Annotated in this window: 18 protein-coding genes and 1 pseudogene; 2 read left to right on the top strand and 17 right to left on the bottom strand. The window is 37.0% G+C overall.

Annotated elements, in window-relative coordinates; all coding sequences use genetic code 11:
- Positions 1 to 145: 145 nt before the first annotated feature.
- A complete protein-coding gene (locus ACFSR5_RS04755; RefSeq protein WP_380901244.1) occupies positions 146 to 820 on the top strand; it encodes a hypothetical protein in 675 nt (224 codons plus the stop codon).
- Positions 821 to 1,023: 203 nt separating this feature from the next.
- Here the strand turns inward: ACFSR5_RS04755 and ACFSR5_RS04750 are convergent.
- The 16 genes and pseudogenes from ACFSR5_RS04750 to ACFSR5_RS04675 form a co-directional block, all read right to left on the bottom strand.
- A pseudogene (locus ACFSR5_RS04750) lies at positions 1,024 to 2,249 on the bottom strand (IS256 family transposase).
- A 68-nt stretch (positions 2,250 to 2,317) separates the two neighbouring features.
- Positions 2,318 to 2,869 (bottom strand): cysteine hydrolase family protein, encoded by a 552-nt coding sequence (locus ACFSR5_RS04745; RefSeq protein WP_380901242.1) that lies wholly within the window; start codon positions 2,867 to 2,869, stop codon positions 2,318 to 2,320.
- Positions 2,870 to 2,931: 62 nt separating this feature from the next.
- Positions 2,932 to 3,804, bottom strand: coding sequence for an AraC family transcriptional regulator (locus tag ACFSR5_RS04740; RefSeq protein WP_380901240.1), 873 nt, complete (start codon positions 3,802 to 3,804; stop codon positions 2,932 to 2,934).
- Positions 3,805 to 4,324: 520 nt separating this feature from the next.
- A complete protein-coding gene (locus ACFSR5_RS04735) occupies positions 4,325 to 5,185 on the bottom strand; it encodes an IS3 family transposase (protein WP_380901238.1) in 861 nt (286 codons plus the stop codon).
- On the bottom strand, positions 5,176 to 5,553 hold the full coding sequence (locus tag ACFSR5_RS04730) for a class I SAM-dependent methyltransferase (RefSeq protein WP_380901236.1): 378 nt from the start codon (positions 5,551 to 5,553) through the stop codon (positions 5,176 to 5,178). The genes ACFSR5_RS04735 and ACFSR5_RS04730 overlap by 10 nt, the downstream gene beginning before the upstream one ends.
- 45 nt (positions 5,554 to 5,598) lie before the next feature.
- A complete protein-coding gene (locus ACFSR5_RS04725; RefSeq protein WP_380901234.1) occupies positions 5,599 to 6,306 on the bottom strand; it encodes a DsbA family oxidoreductase in 708 nt (235 codons plus the stop codon).
- A 70-nt stretch (positions 6,307 to 6,376) separates the two neighbouring features.
- Complete coding sequence (locus tag ACFSR5_RS04720; protein WP_380901232.1) at positions 6,377 to 6,793, bottom strand: OsmC family peroxiredoxin; 417 nt, start codon at positions 6,791 to 6,793, stop codon at positions 6,377 to 6,379.
- Positions 6,794 to 7,663: 870 nt separating this feature from the next.
- On the bottom strand, positions 7,664 to 8,287 hold the full coding sequence (locus tag ACFSR5_RS04715; RefSeq protein ID WP_380901230.1) for a biopolymer transporter ExbD: 624 nt from the start codon (positions 8,285 to 8,287) through the stop codon (positions 7,664 to 7,666).
- 109 nt (positions 8,288 to 8,396) lie between these two features.
- A complete protein-coding gene (locus ACFSR5_RS04710) occupies positions 8,397 to 8,831 on the bottom strand; it encodes a MarR family winged helix-turn-helix transcriptional regulator (RefSeq protein WP_380901228.1) in 435 nt (144 codons plus the stop codon).
- A gap of 84 nt (positions 8,832 to 8,915) precedes the next feature.
- A complete protein-coding gene (locus ACFSR5_RS04705) occupies positions 8,916 to 9,281 on the bottom strand; it encodes a winged helix-turn-helix transcriptional regulator (protein WP_380901226.1) in 366 nt (121 codons plus the stop codon).
- Positions 9,282 to 9,895: 614 nt separating this feature from the next.
- A complete protein-coding gene (locus ACFSR5_RS04700) occupies positions 9,896 to 10,744 on the bottom strand; it encodes a helix-turn-helix domain-containing protein (RefSeq protein ID WP_380901224.1) in 849 nt (282 codons plus the stop codon).
- Between the two features lie 127 nt (positions 10,745 to 10,871).
- Entirely contained in the window at positions 10,872 to 11,051 is a 180-nt protein-coding gene (locus ACFSR5_RS04695) for a hypothetical protein (protein WP_380901222.1), read from the bottom strand.
- Entirely contained in the window at positions 11,051 to 11,275 is a 225-nt protein-coding gene (locus ACFSR5_RS04690; RefSeq protein ID WP_380901220.1) for a hypothetical protein, read from the bottom strand. The genes ACFSR5_RS04695 and ACFSR5_RS04690 overlap by 1 nt, the downstream gene beginning before the upstream one ends.
- Positions 11,276 to 11,286: 11 nt before the next feature.
- Positions 11,287 to 12,183 (bottom strand): SDR family oxidoreductase, encoded by an 897-nt coding sequence (locus ACFSR5_RS04685; protein WP_380901218.1) that lies wholly within the window; start codon positions 12,181 to 12,183, stop codon positions 11,287 to 11,289.
- A gap of 23 nt (positions 12,184 to 12,206) precedes the next feature.
- Positions 12,207 to 12,971, bottom strand: a complete 765-nt coding sequence (locus ACFSR5_RS04680) for an MBL fold metallo-hydrolase (protein WP_380901216.1) — start codon at positions 12,969 to 12,971, stop codon at positions 12,207 to 12,209.
- Positions 12,972 to 12,989: 18 nt separating this feature from the next.
- Positions 12,990 to 13,367 (bottom strand): nuclear transport factor 2 family protein, encoded by a 378-nt coding sequence (locus ACFSR5_RS04675; protein ID WP_380901214.1) that lies wholly within the window; start codon positions 13,365 to 13,367, stop codon positions 12,990 to 12,992.
- Between the two features lie 167 nt (positions 13,368 to 13,534).
- On the opposite strand from ACFSR5_RS04675, the gene ACFSR5_RS04670 reads away from it, so the two are divergent.
- Complete coding sequence (locus ACFSR5_RS04670) at positions 13,535 to 13,684, top strand: winged helix-turn-helix transcriptional regulator (protein WP_380903173.1); 150 nt, start codon at positions 13,535 to 13,537, stop codon at positions 13,682 to 13,684.
- A gap of 635 nt (positions 13,685 to 14,319) precedes the next feature.
- Here ACFSR5_RS04670 and ACFSR5_RS04665 read toward each other — a convergent pair.
- The gene (locus ACFSR5_RS04665; protein ID WP_380901212.1) at positions 14,320 to 15,954 is read right to left on the bottom strand and encodes an alpha-L-fucosidase; all 1,635 of its coding nucleotides are present in this window, start codon (positions 15,952 to 15,954) and stop codon (positions 14,320 to 14,322) included.
- Positions 15,955 to 15,967 lie beyond the last annotated feature (13 nt).

Raw genomic sequence — 15,967 nt, 5'->3', positions numbered from 1 at the left:
TATAGAGTGGTAACTTTGTATGAAATTTTGGTACGGCCCAATCTGAGGTAGGAACATAATTATAAATTGAATTTCAGATCGACGTAAGTTGCTTTAGTTGAGGTGAACTTCTTAAAAAATTCCAAAACAAGTAAATTTCTGAACAATGAAGTTATTAACAAAAATTAGTTATGTTTTTATAGTACCGCTTTTAGCCCTAAGCGTAAATGCCTTTTCGCAAGAAAACACGGATATTCCAGTAATAAGCCCTCCAATTAATACAGAGTTATTGGGCAGCAATAGAGGACTGGCTTTTCAAATGATCATTGATAAAAAATTTAAGAGTATTCCTAAATTGGGAATTTTCAGCGTTACGTCCTTGGTAGGTGAATGGGATAATGATCAAATCGACGACTACATGACACAAGCCAGCCTGACGTATGAAGTTTTGAAAGGCTTAAAACTTGCCGGAGGTTTTCATGTAACGTCTGTAAAGGGTATGCGACCTATAGCAGGCGCCATTTATACGGTAGCCAACCCGACTTGGTTGTTTGTCGCTAATTCGAGAATAGATTTTTCTAAGGACACCAATGTAGAAGGCCTGGTTTTAGTTGAATACAAGCCAAAGATTAATGACAAATGGCGTTTCTATTCACGACTTCAGGCTTTATATGAATACAATACCATCATCGACATGCAGACCAGAAGTTATTTGATGGCTCGAGCTGGATTAAGTTATAACGAGTTTTCTTTTGGATTGGGTTCTAACATTGATTATTATGGACCAGAGAAACACAATAAAAACAGCTTTGGTGGCTTCGTTAGCATTTTGCTTTTTTAACCGTAATAACTAAAGCAATTAAAATTGTTAACACGAGGATAAAAAAGGAGAAAACCGTAACCTTCTTAGTATTGGAATAAAAAGGACAGACTAAAAAACGTTAACCTGTCCTTTGCTTTTTCCTTGTGAAATTAGGGAGTGTAAAACTAACTGTGTCAGTGGGTGAATTACCGCCCCGCGGGGCGGTAATTCACCCACTTTGCTCATTTCAAATCTAACACCATTCTTCCCGGAAACCAAATAGCTAATTTCTGAGCTGTAGTTCCCCAATTGGCCAGTGGCATCGTCCATTTTTTCTTAATGTTTTTATGTGCCAGATAGATCAGTTTCAATAACGCCATATCTGAAGTGAACGCACCTTTGGTTTTAGTGACCTTACGGACCTGGCGATGGAATCCTTCGATCGTATTGGTGGTGTAGATCAATTTTCGGATGGATTTATCGTATCGGAAATAGGTGGTCAGACGATCCAGTTACGCCGCCACGAGTCGATGACCACCGGATACTTTTCACCCCATTTATCCTGGAGCTCGTCCATCCGGAGTCCGGCAAGATCCAATGTGTCAGCCCGGTAGACAGGCTTTAGATCGTTCATAAACTCTTTTTGGTCCTTACTTGCTATATACTTTAGGCTGTTACGAATCTGGTGCACGACGCAGGTCTGTACTTCGGTGTCGGGAAAAACATTCTGTATCGCTTCTGAAAAACCTTTTAGATTATCGATACAGGCTATTAAGATATCATCTACTCCCCGGTTCTGTAAATCGGTCAGTACGCTCAGCCAAAAGTTAGCACCTTCATTTTCCGAAACATACATCCCCAGTAAATGCTTATGCCCATTTCGGTCAATGCCAAGGATATTGTATACTGCCCGAGAAACAAAACGATGGTCTTCTTTAACCTTATAGTGCATGGCATCCATCCATACGATCGTGTAAAGAGAATCCAGACTTCTTGATTGCCATTCCTTGACCTCAGGAATGATCTTATCGGTAATCGAAGAAAGGGTACTGTGGCTGATGTCAGTATCGTACATCTCCTTAATGTGGTTGGAAATATCCCTAAGACTCATACCTAGACCATACATGCCTAAAATCTTCTTTTCCAGACTCTCAGCTAAAATTGTTTCCCGTTTCTTAATGAGCTGGGGTTCGAAGTTAGATCGACGATCACGGGGGGTATCGATATCGATCGTACCCTCAGAGGTTCGGATCTGCTTGCTGGACTTGCCGTTACGCCGATTACCAATGGAGCGCTGGGCTTCATCCATATGGTTCTCCATCTCAGCTTCTAACGCTGCTTCTAAAAATTTCTTCATTAATGGAGCAAAAGCTCCGTTCTTACCATAAAGTGATTCTCCGCTGCGTAACTGTTCCAGAGCTTTATCCTTCATGGACTCAAAATCAAAATCGTTTTCTTTAATACTCATAATTACTATGTCAAAAATAATACTTCTGTTTATTATCCTTGACACAGTCTATTTTACAGTCTCTGAAATTACGCAGATAGAAACTCTTCTGTATTTTTAATCTCCGCATAGAAAAATTCTAATGCTGCTAAAAACGCATGGTGCACATCACCAGCTTTTACCGTTTTACCGTTAATTTCCAAGTCTCGTGACGCACAAGTATCGCCGAGAACCGTACACTTATAGCCGAAGTCAAATGCAGCACGTGTGGTAGCGTCCACGCACATATGGGTCATCATTCCAGTAATAACCACTTCGGTTACGTCATTTTCCTTTAAATAGTCCAAAAGTCCAGTTTCTCTAAAGCTATTTGGATAATACTTTTGAAAAACTTTTTCTCCGACAAGTGGTTTCACATTTTCGTGGATTTCCACACCAGGTGTTCCATCAACAAAAATTGGCATTACTTCTGGATTAGCCGATACATGTTGGATGTGTGCAATAGGTAAATTGTTTGCTCTGAAATGGTCCAGAACCCTGCGAGTATTCAGACTCGCAGTTTCAGGGTTTACCAATGGAAGTGCTCCGTTTTCGAAATATTCATTCTGGATGTCGATGACAATTAACGCCTGTTTGCTCATATTCATTTCTTTTTTGAATAACAAAATTAGCACACACCGTCATGACCGATCATACCAAACCATTACGAAATGATACCATTTTGATAATTGGCTAAAAATTCGCTGGTTGTCATCCCGGTTTGCTTCTTAAAAAAACGCATTAAATGGTTGGGTTCTGAAATATTGAGTTTATAAGCTATTTCAGAAATAGTCAACTCAGAATGAATGAGATAATCTTTGATTTCTATTAGCAATCTTTGTTTTAACAAATCCGTTGCTGTCAAATTGAACTGTTCTTTTACCGATTTGTTTAGGGTAATACGACTGATACCCATTAGATCTGTATAATCGCTGATTCGCTGTTTATGTTCGATATTTGTTTCTATCAGTTTTTTGAATTGAAACGCATAATTGGTGTCTTGATTTTTTAATGATAATTGATGCTTTTCGGCATACACTCTGTTCAATTTCTGTAAAAGGTAATAGATCAGGGAACGGATGATATGCACACTGTCTATTCTGGTTTTCCGTAATTCTTCTTTAATCTCTGATAACAAAACACAGTACATATCCATGTTTTCTTTCTCAACCTGCATATTTAATGGAAACTCCAACTGATAGAAATACGATAAACGGTAGGTAAATAGTTTATCAGAGAAAAATTCATTTAGAAAATCTTCTTGAAAAACCAAGGACGTAAATTCCAGATTATCTTCATTAACACCCCATTGACGTTTTTGAAAAGGGGAAATAAAAATAATACTGTTGTCCTCTATATTTATTTTTTGGTAGTTAAGTGTAAGCTGACCGCTGCCTTTCCTGATAAAAATGATTTCAAAATAATCTGTGTTAAACAATTTCTGACCAATATATGCTTCAGCGACTTCATCAGAAGGGAGTACGTTGAGCGGAAAATCCACGCCACATTCTGTCTTGTTAAATTTTATTGTTTTCAACTATTTCTCTCCTTTATTATTAAAGATAAAACCGAAATCACGCGATTTCAATTCTACGTTTTTATCAGTACAAAGGTACTTTATTTATATCCAAATTATCAAAATGGTAGCACCGATTGTGCTTTAGATAGTTGAATGCTTCTTTTCATAAAATGATTGACAGGAGATGTATCAATACTTTTCTTGTCTATGCTTGCGCTGAAAGTCCACATCTCATTAGCCTCTGGAAGACGAATGATTTTGTCTCGAGGCGGATGAACACTACTTCGTTAGAAATGACCATGAGAATATTAATGGCATTTTTTCATAATATACTCGCATTAACAATACAGTGAAAATATAGATTTAAAGATTCAAAGGCACTATTCTCAATACGCAAGAGAAATTTCTGGATCAATAATAAATGCATATACAGCCTTCTATCAATCGGGTATTTTTTGTTCTTAGACATAAAAGGCCAGTTTCGAAACCGTTTGTAAGTACCCCATTTTTCCGACAGCTGATATTGGACTTTTCTAATTTACGTTACTAATTGATTTATTTGTTGTTGGTGTCTAATATTTTTTGATAATTCCGTTGGTGTGAGATTCCCAAGACCTTCATGGGGTCTGTTGTTATTATATTCATCCATCCATGCCTGGGTATGTTCTCTTACTTCTGACAAGTTGAAAAATAAATAAGCATCCAAAATTTCTTTGCGATAACTTCGGTTGAACCGTTCGATGTAGCCGTTCTGCATAGGCTTACCGGGCCGGATAAATTGAATAGCGATGCCTTGATCTTTACACCAGAGCTCAAAATGAGGACTGGTGAATTCGGGGCCATTATCTACGCGTAGACAGAGCGGTTTGCCCCGCCAGTCTATGATTTGTTCAAGTGTCCGTGTTACCCTCAAAGAAGAAATAGAAGTAGCTATTTCGATACACAATATCTCACGGGAGCAGTCATCCATCACATTAAAAGTTCTAAACCTATTTCCGCTTGCCAAGCTATCGCTCATAAAGTCCATGCTCCATTTTTGATTAATGCTGGCCTGTTGTTCCAGAGACTGTTTCTCCCGAGCAGGTAAACGACGTTTGCCACGCCTCTTCTTGTTCATATTTAGCAGCTTATACACCCGGTAAACTTTTTTGTGATTCCAGGGCTTCCCCGCTCTGCGCAGATAAGCGTAAAGTTTTCGGAATCCATATACAGGATGTTTCGCGGACACATCATCTAATGCAGATATGACTGCACTGTCATCTTTCTTACTAACATAGTAATATTGTGAACGGCACATCCCTGTCAATTTGCAGGCTCCGGTGACACTCAAACCGTGATCCAGGATAATCTCCTGGGTTAACGTTTGAGTTCGATTAATCCATTCAACGGTCAGTTCCAAAAATGCATATTGTCCATCGCGATTGCACCATTAAAATAATCATCATCAAAAGGTAGATTTGCTACAGTTCCTTTTATAAGAGTGATTTTTCCTGAAACTATAGAATCTTTGTTACGCTCACTGGCAAGCCGATGCATTAACTCGGAAGGATCAATTCCTACAATAGTACCTTGCGATACCGTTTTTGCCAAAGTTTCCAGACCTATTTCCGGTCCAAATCCTATTTCAATTACACGGTCTTCCTCCTTAAGGCCAAGAAGTGCGATAACTTCACGAGCCATTGCATCACCTAAATCTACCATCACCTTGGCTCCTTTTTCGCCCGACTTGCCTTCTGGAACAACAAACATTCGGTACATATCTAACATTGTTTTGTTGTTTTTTAGAAAGAAGAGTATTTGTGACTTATAAAGTTAATAACACTTACCATTAACCGTACAACTTTTTCCTTCTGTAATTTCTAACACAGATTCAGGATTAGACTTTCGCCATTCGGCAAAAGACTTGCTCAAAGTTTCTAAAAAAGCTTCTGCCGGTTGAGCACCCGAAACTGCATATTTTCGATCGAAAACAAAAAATGGAACACCCGTAACTCCTATATTTTGGGCTTCCTGGATATCCTGAGCTATTTCATACTTGTATTTTTCGTCCTCTAAATTGGTTTTGATTTCGCTTTCGTCCAAACCGAAATCTTTACCCAATTGTGCTAAGGTCTCTGTATCAGCAATATTTTTTCCTTCAATAAAAAATGCTTTGAACAAACGTTCTTCAGCTTCGTTACCCAGATTTTTTGATTTTGCAAATTGTATCAACTGATGGGCTTTTAGCGAATTAACAATTACGGATTGATCTAAATGATAATCTAATCCTACCTGCGTTGCCATTTGTGTTACATTAGCCAACATTCCCTGGACTTGCTCTACAGCCATTCCTTTTCGTTTCACCAAATAATCGGCATAGCTTTCCGTAGCAACTTCTGGAATTGTAGTATCCAATTGGAAACTTTTCCAGATTACTTCAATGTTTTTCTTATCTGCAAATTGTTCTAAAGCCGCTTCAAAATTTCTTTTTCCGATGTAACAAAACGGACAAATTACATCACTCCAGATTTCTACTTTCATTTAAGGGATTTTTTAATTATTTCAAATAGATTAGTTCTGTAACAAGTTAAACCTTTGGTTATAACTGTTTTTATGATACCAAAGTAGCTTCTAAACTAATTTCAACATTAAGGGCATTACCCACGGGACACATTTCTTTGGCTTTCAATGCAAAATTTTGGAACTGTTCCTCCGTAATATCAGCAATTTTGGCTTGTAAAGTCAAAATTGATTTTGTAATTACATTGTTGTTCAGCGCTAATGAGACGGTTGTTTCAATTTGATTATCAGCAGAAAATCCGTTTTCTGACAGGATGTAACTCAACGTCATTGTATAACAAGCAGCATGAGCGGAAGCCAGTAATTGTTCCGGATTTGTAAAACTTTCATTGTCTTTAGCAAATGAAGGTTTGAAAGCTGTATTATTTATTGCGGAATCAGTTACATTAAACTGTCCTTTTCCTTCTTTAAAACTTCCTTGCCAAACGGCTTTAATCCTTGTTTCCATAAACTTAATCTTTATATATTATTTATGATATAAAGTTACAAGCTCTTAAAATTTCATACAATGGATATAGAGATCATTGTATAGGACATTTTACCCATCATTTATTTTGGTTCGTTCTTATTGGCTGTCCTTCCTATCGCTAAATCCTCTAACTCCTCGCGCTCTAACCATTATCTCTCAAAATTTCAACTATACATTCAGTAATTTGGTTCATACTGTCAATGCGCAAAATATTGTCGCAGTCTTTAAGATCAAAACGCCATTTTGCAATTTCATAATATGAGTCAAGTAACGATTTAAATGTTTCTATTTCTTTCTTATTTATCACACTTGATTTAAATATCGAAATCATCTTTTACCTTTTTTCTCTTTTTTGGAAAGTCTGCTTACATAGTAAAAATATTTTACCAACATAATGGTCGATACCAGTAAAAACAGTATTGCAGAAGTAAATAAGGCTATTGTTATTCCTTTGAGATATGAATTTTCAGGATATGCATCCAGTAAAATCAGTGTACCCATTATTAAGATTATGACACACGAGATCATAATCTTTATTCTTAAACTTTTCAGAACTGATTGTCCCTTCGCTTTTTCAGAACTTACGATGCCAGATGTTATTTCTATAGGGTCAAACAATATTGATTGCCCACGCATAAAAACATGTGTTTCACGGATAATAAGGATTGTTACTATTGATAAACCATGCTTCAATCCATTTGAAAAATCAGTGTGATTTTGTAAATAACAAGTGTAAAGTAGAAACAACAGGACCACAATAGTACATATTCCTAATAAAAAAAATGTCATTAACCGATAGAATCGTATTACATAATCAAACATAGATAGGAATATTTTAATGATTGGCGATTATGCTTCACTCTTTAAACTTGTAATAAAACTGAATTTATTCGCTTTTTGATTACGTAATGTTTCAATGACCCGACTTACCGCCGGAAATTTTACATTACCGTCTGCCTTTATTAAAATCTTCAATTGATCGTCGTGCAGACCATAGTTTACTTTTCTTGCTGTAGAAATCCAATTAAAAAGTTCGTTTGACATATTAGTTGTGGTATCGACTGCGATACCGGGATTAAATGCTTTGTCCAAATGTTTAGCGGTAGATAAAGATAAAAATTGCTTTAGCTGCTTTAGCGGAACACCTAAAGTTTCCAATGCTAGAAATTTTTCCTTTTCCTCCGGCGTCAGTCGAATATTGTATTTTTCAATCATAATATCCAAACTGTGTTCTTTTACATCTCTTTCCGCAAAAGATAAAAGACACTTTCCATCATTACTAACAGTTATCATTACGAAATTTTCGTCGGGCATTTTTTCCGTTACCACTGAGGCAGGAACATCTATAGGGATGGGTTCTGGCATTTTGAATACTGCCGTCATTACAAAGAAGTTCAATAAGAGAAATGTTACATCCGACATTGCTGTCATATCGACACTTGGTGCTGTTCTTTTGATTTTAATTCTTGGCATCGTTGTACAAATTAATTGTACAATAGTAAGCATTGTTGACTAATATTAGTCAACAATGCTTACTATATTCATGTGTTATTACATTAATATGACAAGGCCAAAGGATGTACTACTTTTTGAGAAGCGAAGAAAGAGCGGTCAGACTATTAACAATGGATTTCCAATCACCATCTTCGGAAATAGTTTCAATATATTTGCTAAAACGTAAATGGGATTCTCTGACAATTTCTTTTCCAAGGTCAGTTAAAGTGATTTTTGAATACCTTTTATCCGCTTCAATGGGCTTTACTTCAATGATATTTTTTTCTATCATATTTGAGATGATGCGACTCATTGCCTGCTTTGAAATCTGTGCCTGTTGAGCCAACAATTTATTTGTAGTCCCCTCTTCGTCGATATATATCAGCACTTGCATATAGGATAGTTGAAACTTGCCTGGCCATAGGTCTTGCAAATTAGCTTCAGCCCATTCTTCAATATCTTTTTTAAGGGCATATATTATTCTTATATATTGGACTGGCTGTAGAATTTTATTCTTATCCATACTATTTCGTGAAACTTTTAGACAAACTAATAACTTGATCAATGGGCAACAACACCAAAAATACGAGTCATTATTGATACGTCATTATTTGATGTTTGCGTTTTTATACCGACTTTTTTTAATTAAATTATCCAGTCCGAATTCAGCCAATTTATCTACAATAGGCAAGGTCTTCAATCCTAAATCAGTTAACGTATACTCTACTTTCGGGGGAATTTCGGGATAGACTTTTTTGCTGACTAAATTATTTTCGACAAGCATATTCAATTCTTGTATCAACATTTTTTCACTGATCCCAGTAACAGCTCTTTTCAATTCACCGTACCGCATTACACCGTCATTGATTTGGAACAATATCATTAATGTCCATTTACCACCTAGTAAAGTTAACGATGCCCTAACAGGGCAGTTATCATCGCAAGGTGGATTCGTTTTTAAGTCTTTTTCCATTGATAATAAATTCTAACTATTTAACATGTACTAAACATATAGATAAGTACCTATACAAAGGTAAGAAATAGCATATTTTGTACAATATTTTTCTAATAAAAGCAGCATGAAGGAGCCATGAAATAACAGATAGAGAACTATTACGACTTACAATCCAGTCCTTTCAGATGGACCGTATGAGGGCGCTTATCGAGACTTAGGTGCTTTCAAGACGCCAACACTACCCAATATAATGGTTAGCTTACCAAATGCATTACGTGCGCTTCAAAACAATAGATGAAGTACTCCCTCTTACCGTTTTGGTATCAAGGATACGGCTTCACCGATGCTGCATTATACCAGAACAATGGCCAAGTGGGTATACAGACCAAAAGGTGAAGATATCGAGTCATTTCTATATGCACTGACCGATGAGAAATTTTAAACAACAAGGAATTTTCGAACCCAATTAATAAATGATATTCAAAATACAATGATAAAAAGAAACATGTGCAGCGACGTGAACGAAAAACCTCTTTTCACCGATTTGAGCTACTGCAATCTATGATTGTTGTTAAATGTAAATAAAGACTTGCCTCAGATAAGAAAAATATGCAGGACATTTTATCAAGGCTTTAAGTATCATTTATAGCTTTTCTAAATTCAATCGGAGGTTTTCCAGTCTGAATTTTAAAAAAACGCACAAAATAAGATTGGTCTTCATATCCGAGCTGGGCAGCAATTTCCTTTATAGTAAGGTCTGTATTGACGAGCAATCTTTTCGCCTGCAGTACTATTCTGCTTTTGATAATGGCATTCGGCGATGTTTCTTTTTCATCTACGATTTTTCTGTACAAAGTTTTGGCACTGATATGAAGTAGTTCCGCATATTGTGCAACTCTATGATATCGATAGTAATTTTCTTCAACCAAATGGCTAAATCTTCTAGTTATCGCATCTTCTACTGTTCCCAATCTGTTTTGTTCAGGCGACCTAATAAGCCACGCTCTACTTGCTGTGATGATCAACTCCTTCAATTTCGTTCTTGTCATTTCTTCTGTCCAATAATCATCTTTACTCAATTCCTGCTTTATATCGTCAGCAATCCTGCCGAATGAACGATTTTCGTCATCAGTTAATGTAATGTACGGCGTTTCAAAAACATTGTTGAACAGAATTCCGTCACATGTTAGTTCTTTGTCGTGGAACGCAATACAATAAAACTCTGGGTTAAAATAAAGCAGTGCCCCTTTGCTATTATCCTCAATTTGAAAATGTTGTCCGACACTGAAAAAAAACAGAGTATCCTGTTCTGTTTTATACTCAATAAAATCAGTAATTACGGAGCTTCCCGCTTGTGCGTAAAGAATGATGTAGCAGTCGTCCGATTTGCGGCATGGTAATGAAAAACCACTCACTCGACTAGTGGTGTCAAAATCTAAATAGCCGATTTTCTTGTTTCCGAATGATCTTAAAATTTCCATAAATAGATTATTAACATTAATTCGATTGGGATATACAAGAATACTTTATTTGCTACTAATGGCTCATTCGGCTCATAGATAAAAAAGGACGGTAAAGCTTTAAAACCTACCGTCTCTTTTCCAAATTTTAATAGAATTTATTTCCCCAAAACTCGTCTTCAGCAGCTTGATCTTCAGAAAACAACCAAACCTCTACGATTTTTTCATCCACCACTTCAAACAGATCAACACCATTCATATCCACAGTTCTTTCACCAATTTTACCGCTAAAACGTGCTGAAAATGAAACTAAATTCCCGTTAGCCATCAAAGCACTAGTCCATTTGGTCTAACCTGCATATTTCCAGATGTATGTCTCATTATGCCTTGAAACATTTGGATAATTTCATTTAGATTATTCTTCAATCCCGCAAACTGATTGTCTCCCGGTTGGCACCACTTAGTGTCTGGAGTAAATGATGAAAGTGCACTTTCTAAATCAATTTTGTCCAACGCCTCAAAGTATGAGGCGACTACTTCTTTCGCTTTCATCTAAAGATTGTTTATTTGATGAAATAATTTTTATTCTCTTTTGCCCATTCCGCTAAAGAGGTCATTTTTACAGGAAGCTTTTCCAGTATTTCGTTCATTTGAGGATTGAATTTTGGAGGGTATCCAGTTGAGTTCTGAAGATTTTCATAATAAGCTGCAACGCTATTTGCTCCAGCTTCACCCACCATTGGTTTTAATATATCGCCAAATTCTTTCGGTTTCTGCGAATAATAAGCGATTTCCTCGCCTACACCTTTAGAAAATGCTGCGGCCAAATCATTACCTTTTAAATTTTCCAATCCACTGATCTTAAAGCTATCTGCTTTTAAATTTTCATTATAAATAGCTTCAACCACAAAAGCACTCACATCCCTGGAAGCTATCCAACCAATGGGCATTGCCTCTGGTGTAGGATAAGCTAATTTTTTCTCATTTGTGATGAAGGGAGCGCAAAATGGTCCCATCATATTTTCCATATAAATGGTTGGTTCGATGATTACATAATCCACACCACTATTTTTTAAATAATCTCTAACATCCAATTTCACATCGTCTACTGGAGAACCCATCTTTTTGGTTTCTAACCAGCCACTTGTATTCCACACAATTTTTTTTACTAAATTTGCTTTAGCTGCATCAATGACATTTTTCGAATATTGCAAACCATCAGAAGGATTGGGAAGCGATACAGGTATCATAAAGGCAATTGCATCAATACCTTTAGTGATTTCTTTAATTCTATCGTTATCAGCTAAATTTGCCAAAACCGGCGTTGCTCCTGCCTGAACCAACTTTTCAAAACTATTTTCTGAACTTGTCGCAGCAATTACTTCTGCACCTTTTTTCTTTGCTTCGCCTATTACGTTGAATTGTTGCGAGCCTGTAGCTCCAAATACTAATATTCTCATTTTCTATTTTTACGTTTAATTTATTAAAATGTGTATGATTCCCCATCTCCAGGCACGTTCACTTTATCGGTTATTCCTTTTTCAGAAAGAAATTCCTTCAATTCTTTTCGTGTAAGCGTATTGTGGTTTACGCCTTCCATGTGACTTACCACAATTGTGGCATTTGGAATCGCCTTATGGACTTCATAAATATCATTTTTATTCATAATGACCTGTCCACCGAAAGCGAATTGGTTGTCACCACCGTTTAAGACAATTATTTCTGGTTGGTGTTTATCAAGGGCTTCCTGGACGCCTTTGTACCAAACGGTATCGGCTGCTATGTACAGAGTTTTTTCAGTTGGGTGTTTTAGTATTAAGCCGCAAACACATCCTGCAATTTTCAAAATATAGCCTCTCCCGTGTTGGGCTTTTGTTCTGCTCAGCTTTATATCGCCAAATGAAGAATTTTCACCAAGAACTTCGACACTAGAAAAACCTGACTTTTCTATTTTCGATTTATCGATGTGATCTTGAACAAATATTTTAACCGCTTTTGGCAAAATATGAATAGCTTCTTTATCCCAATGATCTGGATGCAGGTGGCTTACAAATACAAAGTCAATATCTTTGATGATTTCTTCTTTAGCGTAAGGTAATTCGTTTAAAGGGTTCTTTTTGAAAGTCCAATTTTTAGCCGGAATAAACGCGGGCAATGTTCCTTTATCAGACAGCATTGGATCTATCAATATTTTCCTTCCTGCATATTCAACAATTAGCGTGGCATTTCGTATTTGGTGAATTTTCATTTATAGTACGATTTTAAATTAGAACATTGGGTTGTTATTTGCTCGTGAATCTGGCATTTGCATCATTGCATCCCAATGTTCAGCCAATTTCCCATCCTCAATACGATATATATCGATAAACCGCCATTCTTTTGCCCCCATCTCCGTACGGGAATGAAGGATAACTAAATCGTCTTCTGCCACAACGTGTTTAAACACAACTTTTTGTTTTGGTACTCCTTGCGCGGCAAGCATTCGTACAACTGCTTTTACGCCTTCGGGACCATCAGGAAGGGTTGGATTATGCTGTATAAACTCCTTACTCATCAATTCATCCACTCCAGTGATATCTAAATCTCCAAAAATTCTTTGGTAAGCAGTAATAGCTATCTGTTTGTTAATTTCTATTTGTGTCATCGCTCTTTATTTTGAGATAATATTTATACAAAAGTACTCTAATACCCACCTTTGAACAAGTACTTACTTAATAGTTTGGTACTTACTAAATGGTTAGAAATACTGACTATCAATAAAAAAAACTTAAAAACAAATCGACCTTGCAATGATAACTGCCCTGTTAGAGCATCGTTAACTTAGCTTGTAAATGGACATTATTGATGTTGTTCCAAATCAATGACGGTGTAATGCGGTACGGTGAATTGAAAAGAACTGTTACTGGGATCAGTGAAAAAATGCTGACAACTGAATTGAGTATGTTGTTGAAAATAAATTAGGCAGCAAAAAAAGTCTTTCCCGAGATTCCGCCGAATTAGGATTAAAAACTTTGCCAATTGTGGATCAATTGGCTCAGTCCGGATTTGAAAATTGGGTTTGACGAAACTTGTTGCTGTACTTGCACGTTATGACAAATTGTGGAATGAATGGCAGGAACTGAAAAAATCAAGTAAGGAATGCGCTACTATATATACAAACTTAGCTTTTAAGAACAATAGATCTGGTAGCATTGGAGAACTTGTCGAAAAATTAAAATATAAAGTTAATAAGCAAAACGTCATTGGAGGCTCAAATTAAATATCAAACGAATGTTTTCTCTTTAATTACCGTATAAATCTTTGTATATAATTATATGGAATTATAAATCAATTTCCCGATAACGGAAGCATTTAGCCATATAAAGAATGGCAACTTGGAAACTAACTTCAGTACAGAAAAAATTATAAAGAACGTATTTGAAATCTTTTAAATCTGTAATTTCATGTGCATTTTAGCTGTGGGAATAAAAATGACCATTGTGCACTATTGATATTTACAGGGAGAAATAAAAATTTAGGATCAGACACCTGCAAAGTCAGGCGTCTGATCTTATTGTCAAATATAGATATATTTCATAAAAGCCTAGTTTTTATGTTTACGTGATTTTAAACACATAGGCTGGTCGCTGTTTATCTATATCTTCCGGAAATATCAATTCTAAACCATCGACTGTTTGCTTAAATCTGACTTTATTCTTTTCTCCTAAAAGCTGTACTTCATTAGCTCGGTAATTATCTTTCTTTACACTTTTGATCAAGACATTTCCTGTCTGCGGCCATCCCATTACGATGGCGTATAATACATTTCCTTTAGTAGTGAATCTCACATCCTCGGCCGTAAAAGGCTTATTTTTTCCTTCGTTGAATCCTTGTGCCGTTAATGGGGCAGGATTATCCATGGCAGGCCCCTCTCCAAATAGATTCCATGGCCTCGTACCGATTATGCTCTCGCTATTTATGCTCATCCAAGAAGCAATCCCTTCCACCGTCTCGATAGCTTCCGAATCTATGGAACCGTCCCCTCTTAGCGGCACGCTCAAAAGAAGGTTTCCATTTTTACTCACTACATCAGCTAGCATGTGGATAACCGTCTTGGAACTTTTATAATTTTTATTCTCATAAATGCGTCGATCATAATGCCATGCACCGATGCAGGTGCACGTTTGCCAAGGCTCCTTCTCTATCTGATTACTTTGACCTTTTTCAATATCCCAAACCATACATTTTCGCTGTTGATCATCGAGAATTTTCCCATTAATTACAGCTTCCAGTTTGCCATTATGCTTTTGTTGACTGATATTGTAGTAATGGGCTGCAATCCTTAAACCGGCGTCGTCTATCGGCCATAAAGGGAGTGCCGTATCATCGAAATAAACTAAGTCAGGTTCATACTTATCAATAAGCTCAACCGTCCGGTCGTAAAAATTATTGCAATACTTCTTGGTAGGCACGTTTACGCCATTACCCCAATGCCATTGGCGATGAATCATTCCATCGTCTCCGCTATTTTCACTTAAGGGGTGGTTTTGTGCATAGAGATCTTGCGGGTCAAGGCCAGACCACCATTTATTTTTGCCATCAGATTTTGTAATTTTTCCGTCATAGGGAATATCTTTGAGAGGGCCTTTTTTATCTGCGCGTTGCGCTGTTTCGTACCAAGTCCATGCATGCGCTGCGTGAACACTAACACCGAAACGTAAACCACGTTTTTTGGCTGCCTTTGCCCAACCCGCTATCAAATCTTTTTTTGGTCCCACTTTGGTGGAGTTCCAAGGCTGATGGCTGCTATCATAAAGATCGAGGTTATCGTGATGGTTGGCGAGAGCAACAAAATATTGAGCCCCAGCACGCTTGTAAAGGTCCAGCAACATTTCGGGATCCCATTTCTCTGCTTGCCATTCATTGATCACATCTTTGAAGCCGAATGTTGATGGATGACCGTACTTTTGCACATGATAGTTATATTGATCGCTTCCTTCCTGATACATCCCTCTCGCATACCAGTCTCCTCGCTCAGGTTGACACTGAGGGCCCCAATGTGCCCAAATACCAAACTTCGCGTCGCGGAACCATTCCGGAACCACATATTGCTCAAGGGATTTCCAGTCCGGTTTAAAGTCTATTTTAGCTATAGGCGCATTGGCATGTATCTTTGAACGCGCAATCGCTTTACTTAACCAAAACGACGGAATAGCCATTCCTAGGGTTTTTATTACAGTTCTTCTTTTCATTATTTTTAATTTA

Source organism: Sphingobacterium suaedae, from assembly GCF_042684625.1.
GTDB lineage: Bacteria > Bacteroidota > Bacteroidia > Sphingobacteriales > Sphingobacteriaceae > Sphingobacterium > Sphingobacterium suaedae.
Note: the sequence above shows the minus strand (reverse complement) of the source record. Positions and strands in the feature narration are given on the sequence as shown.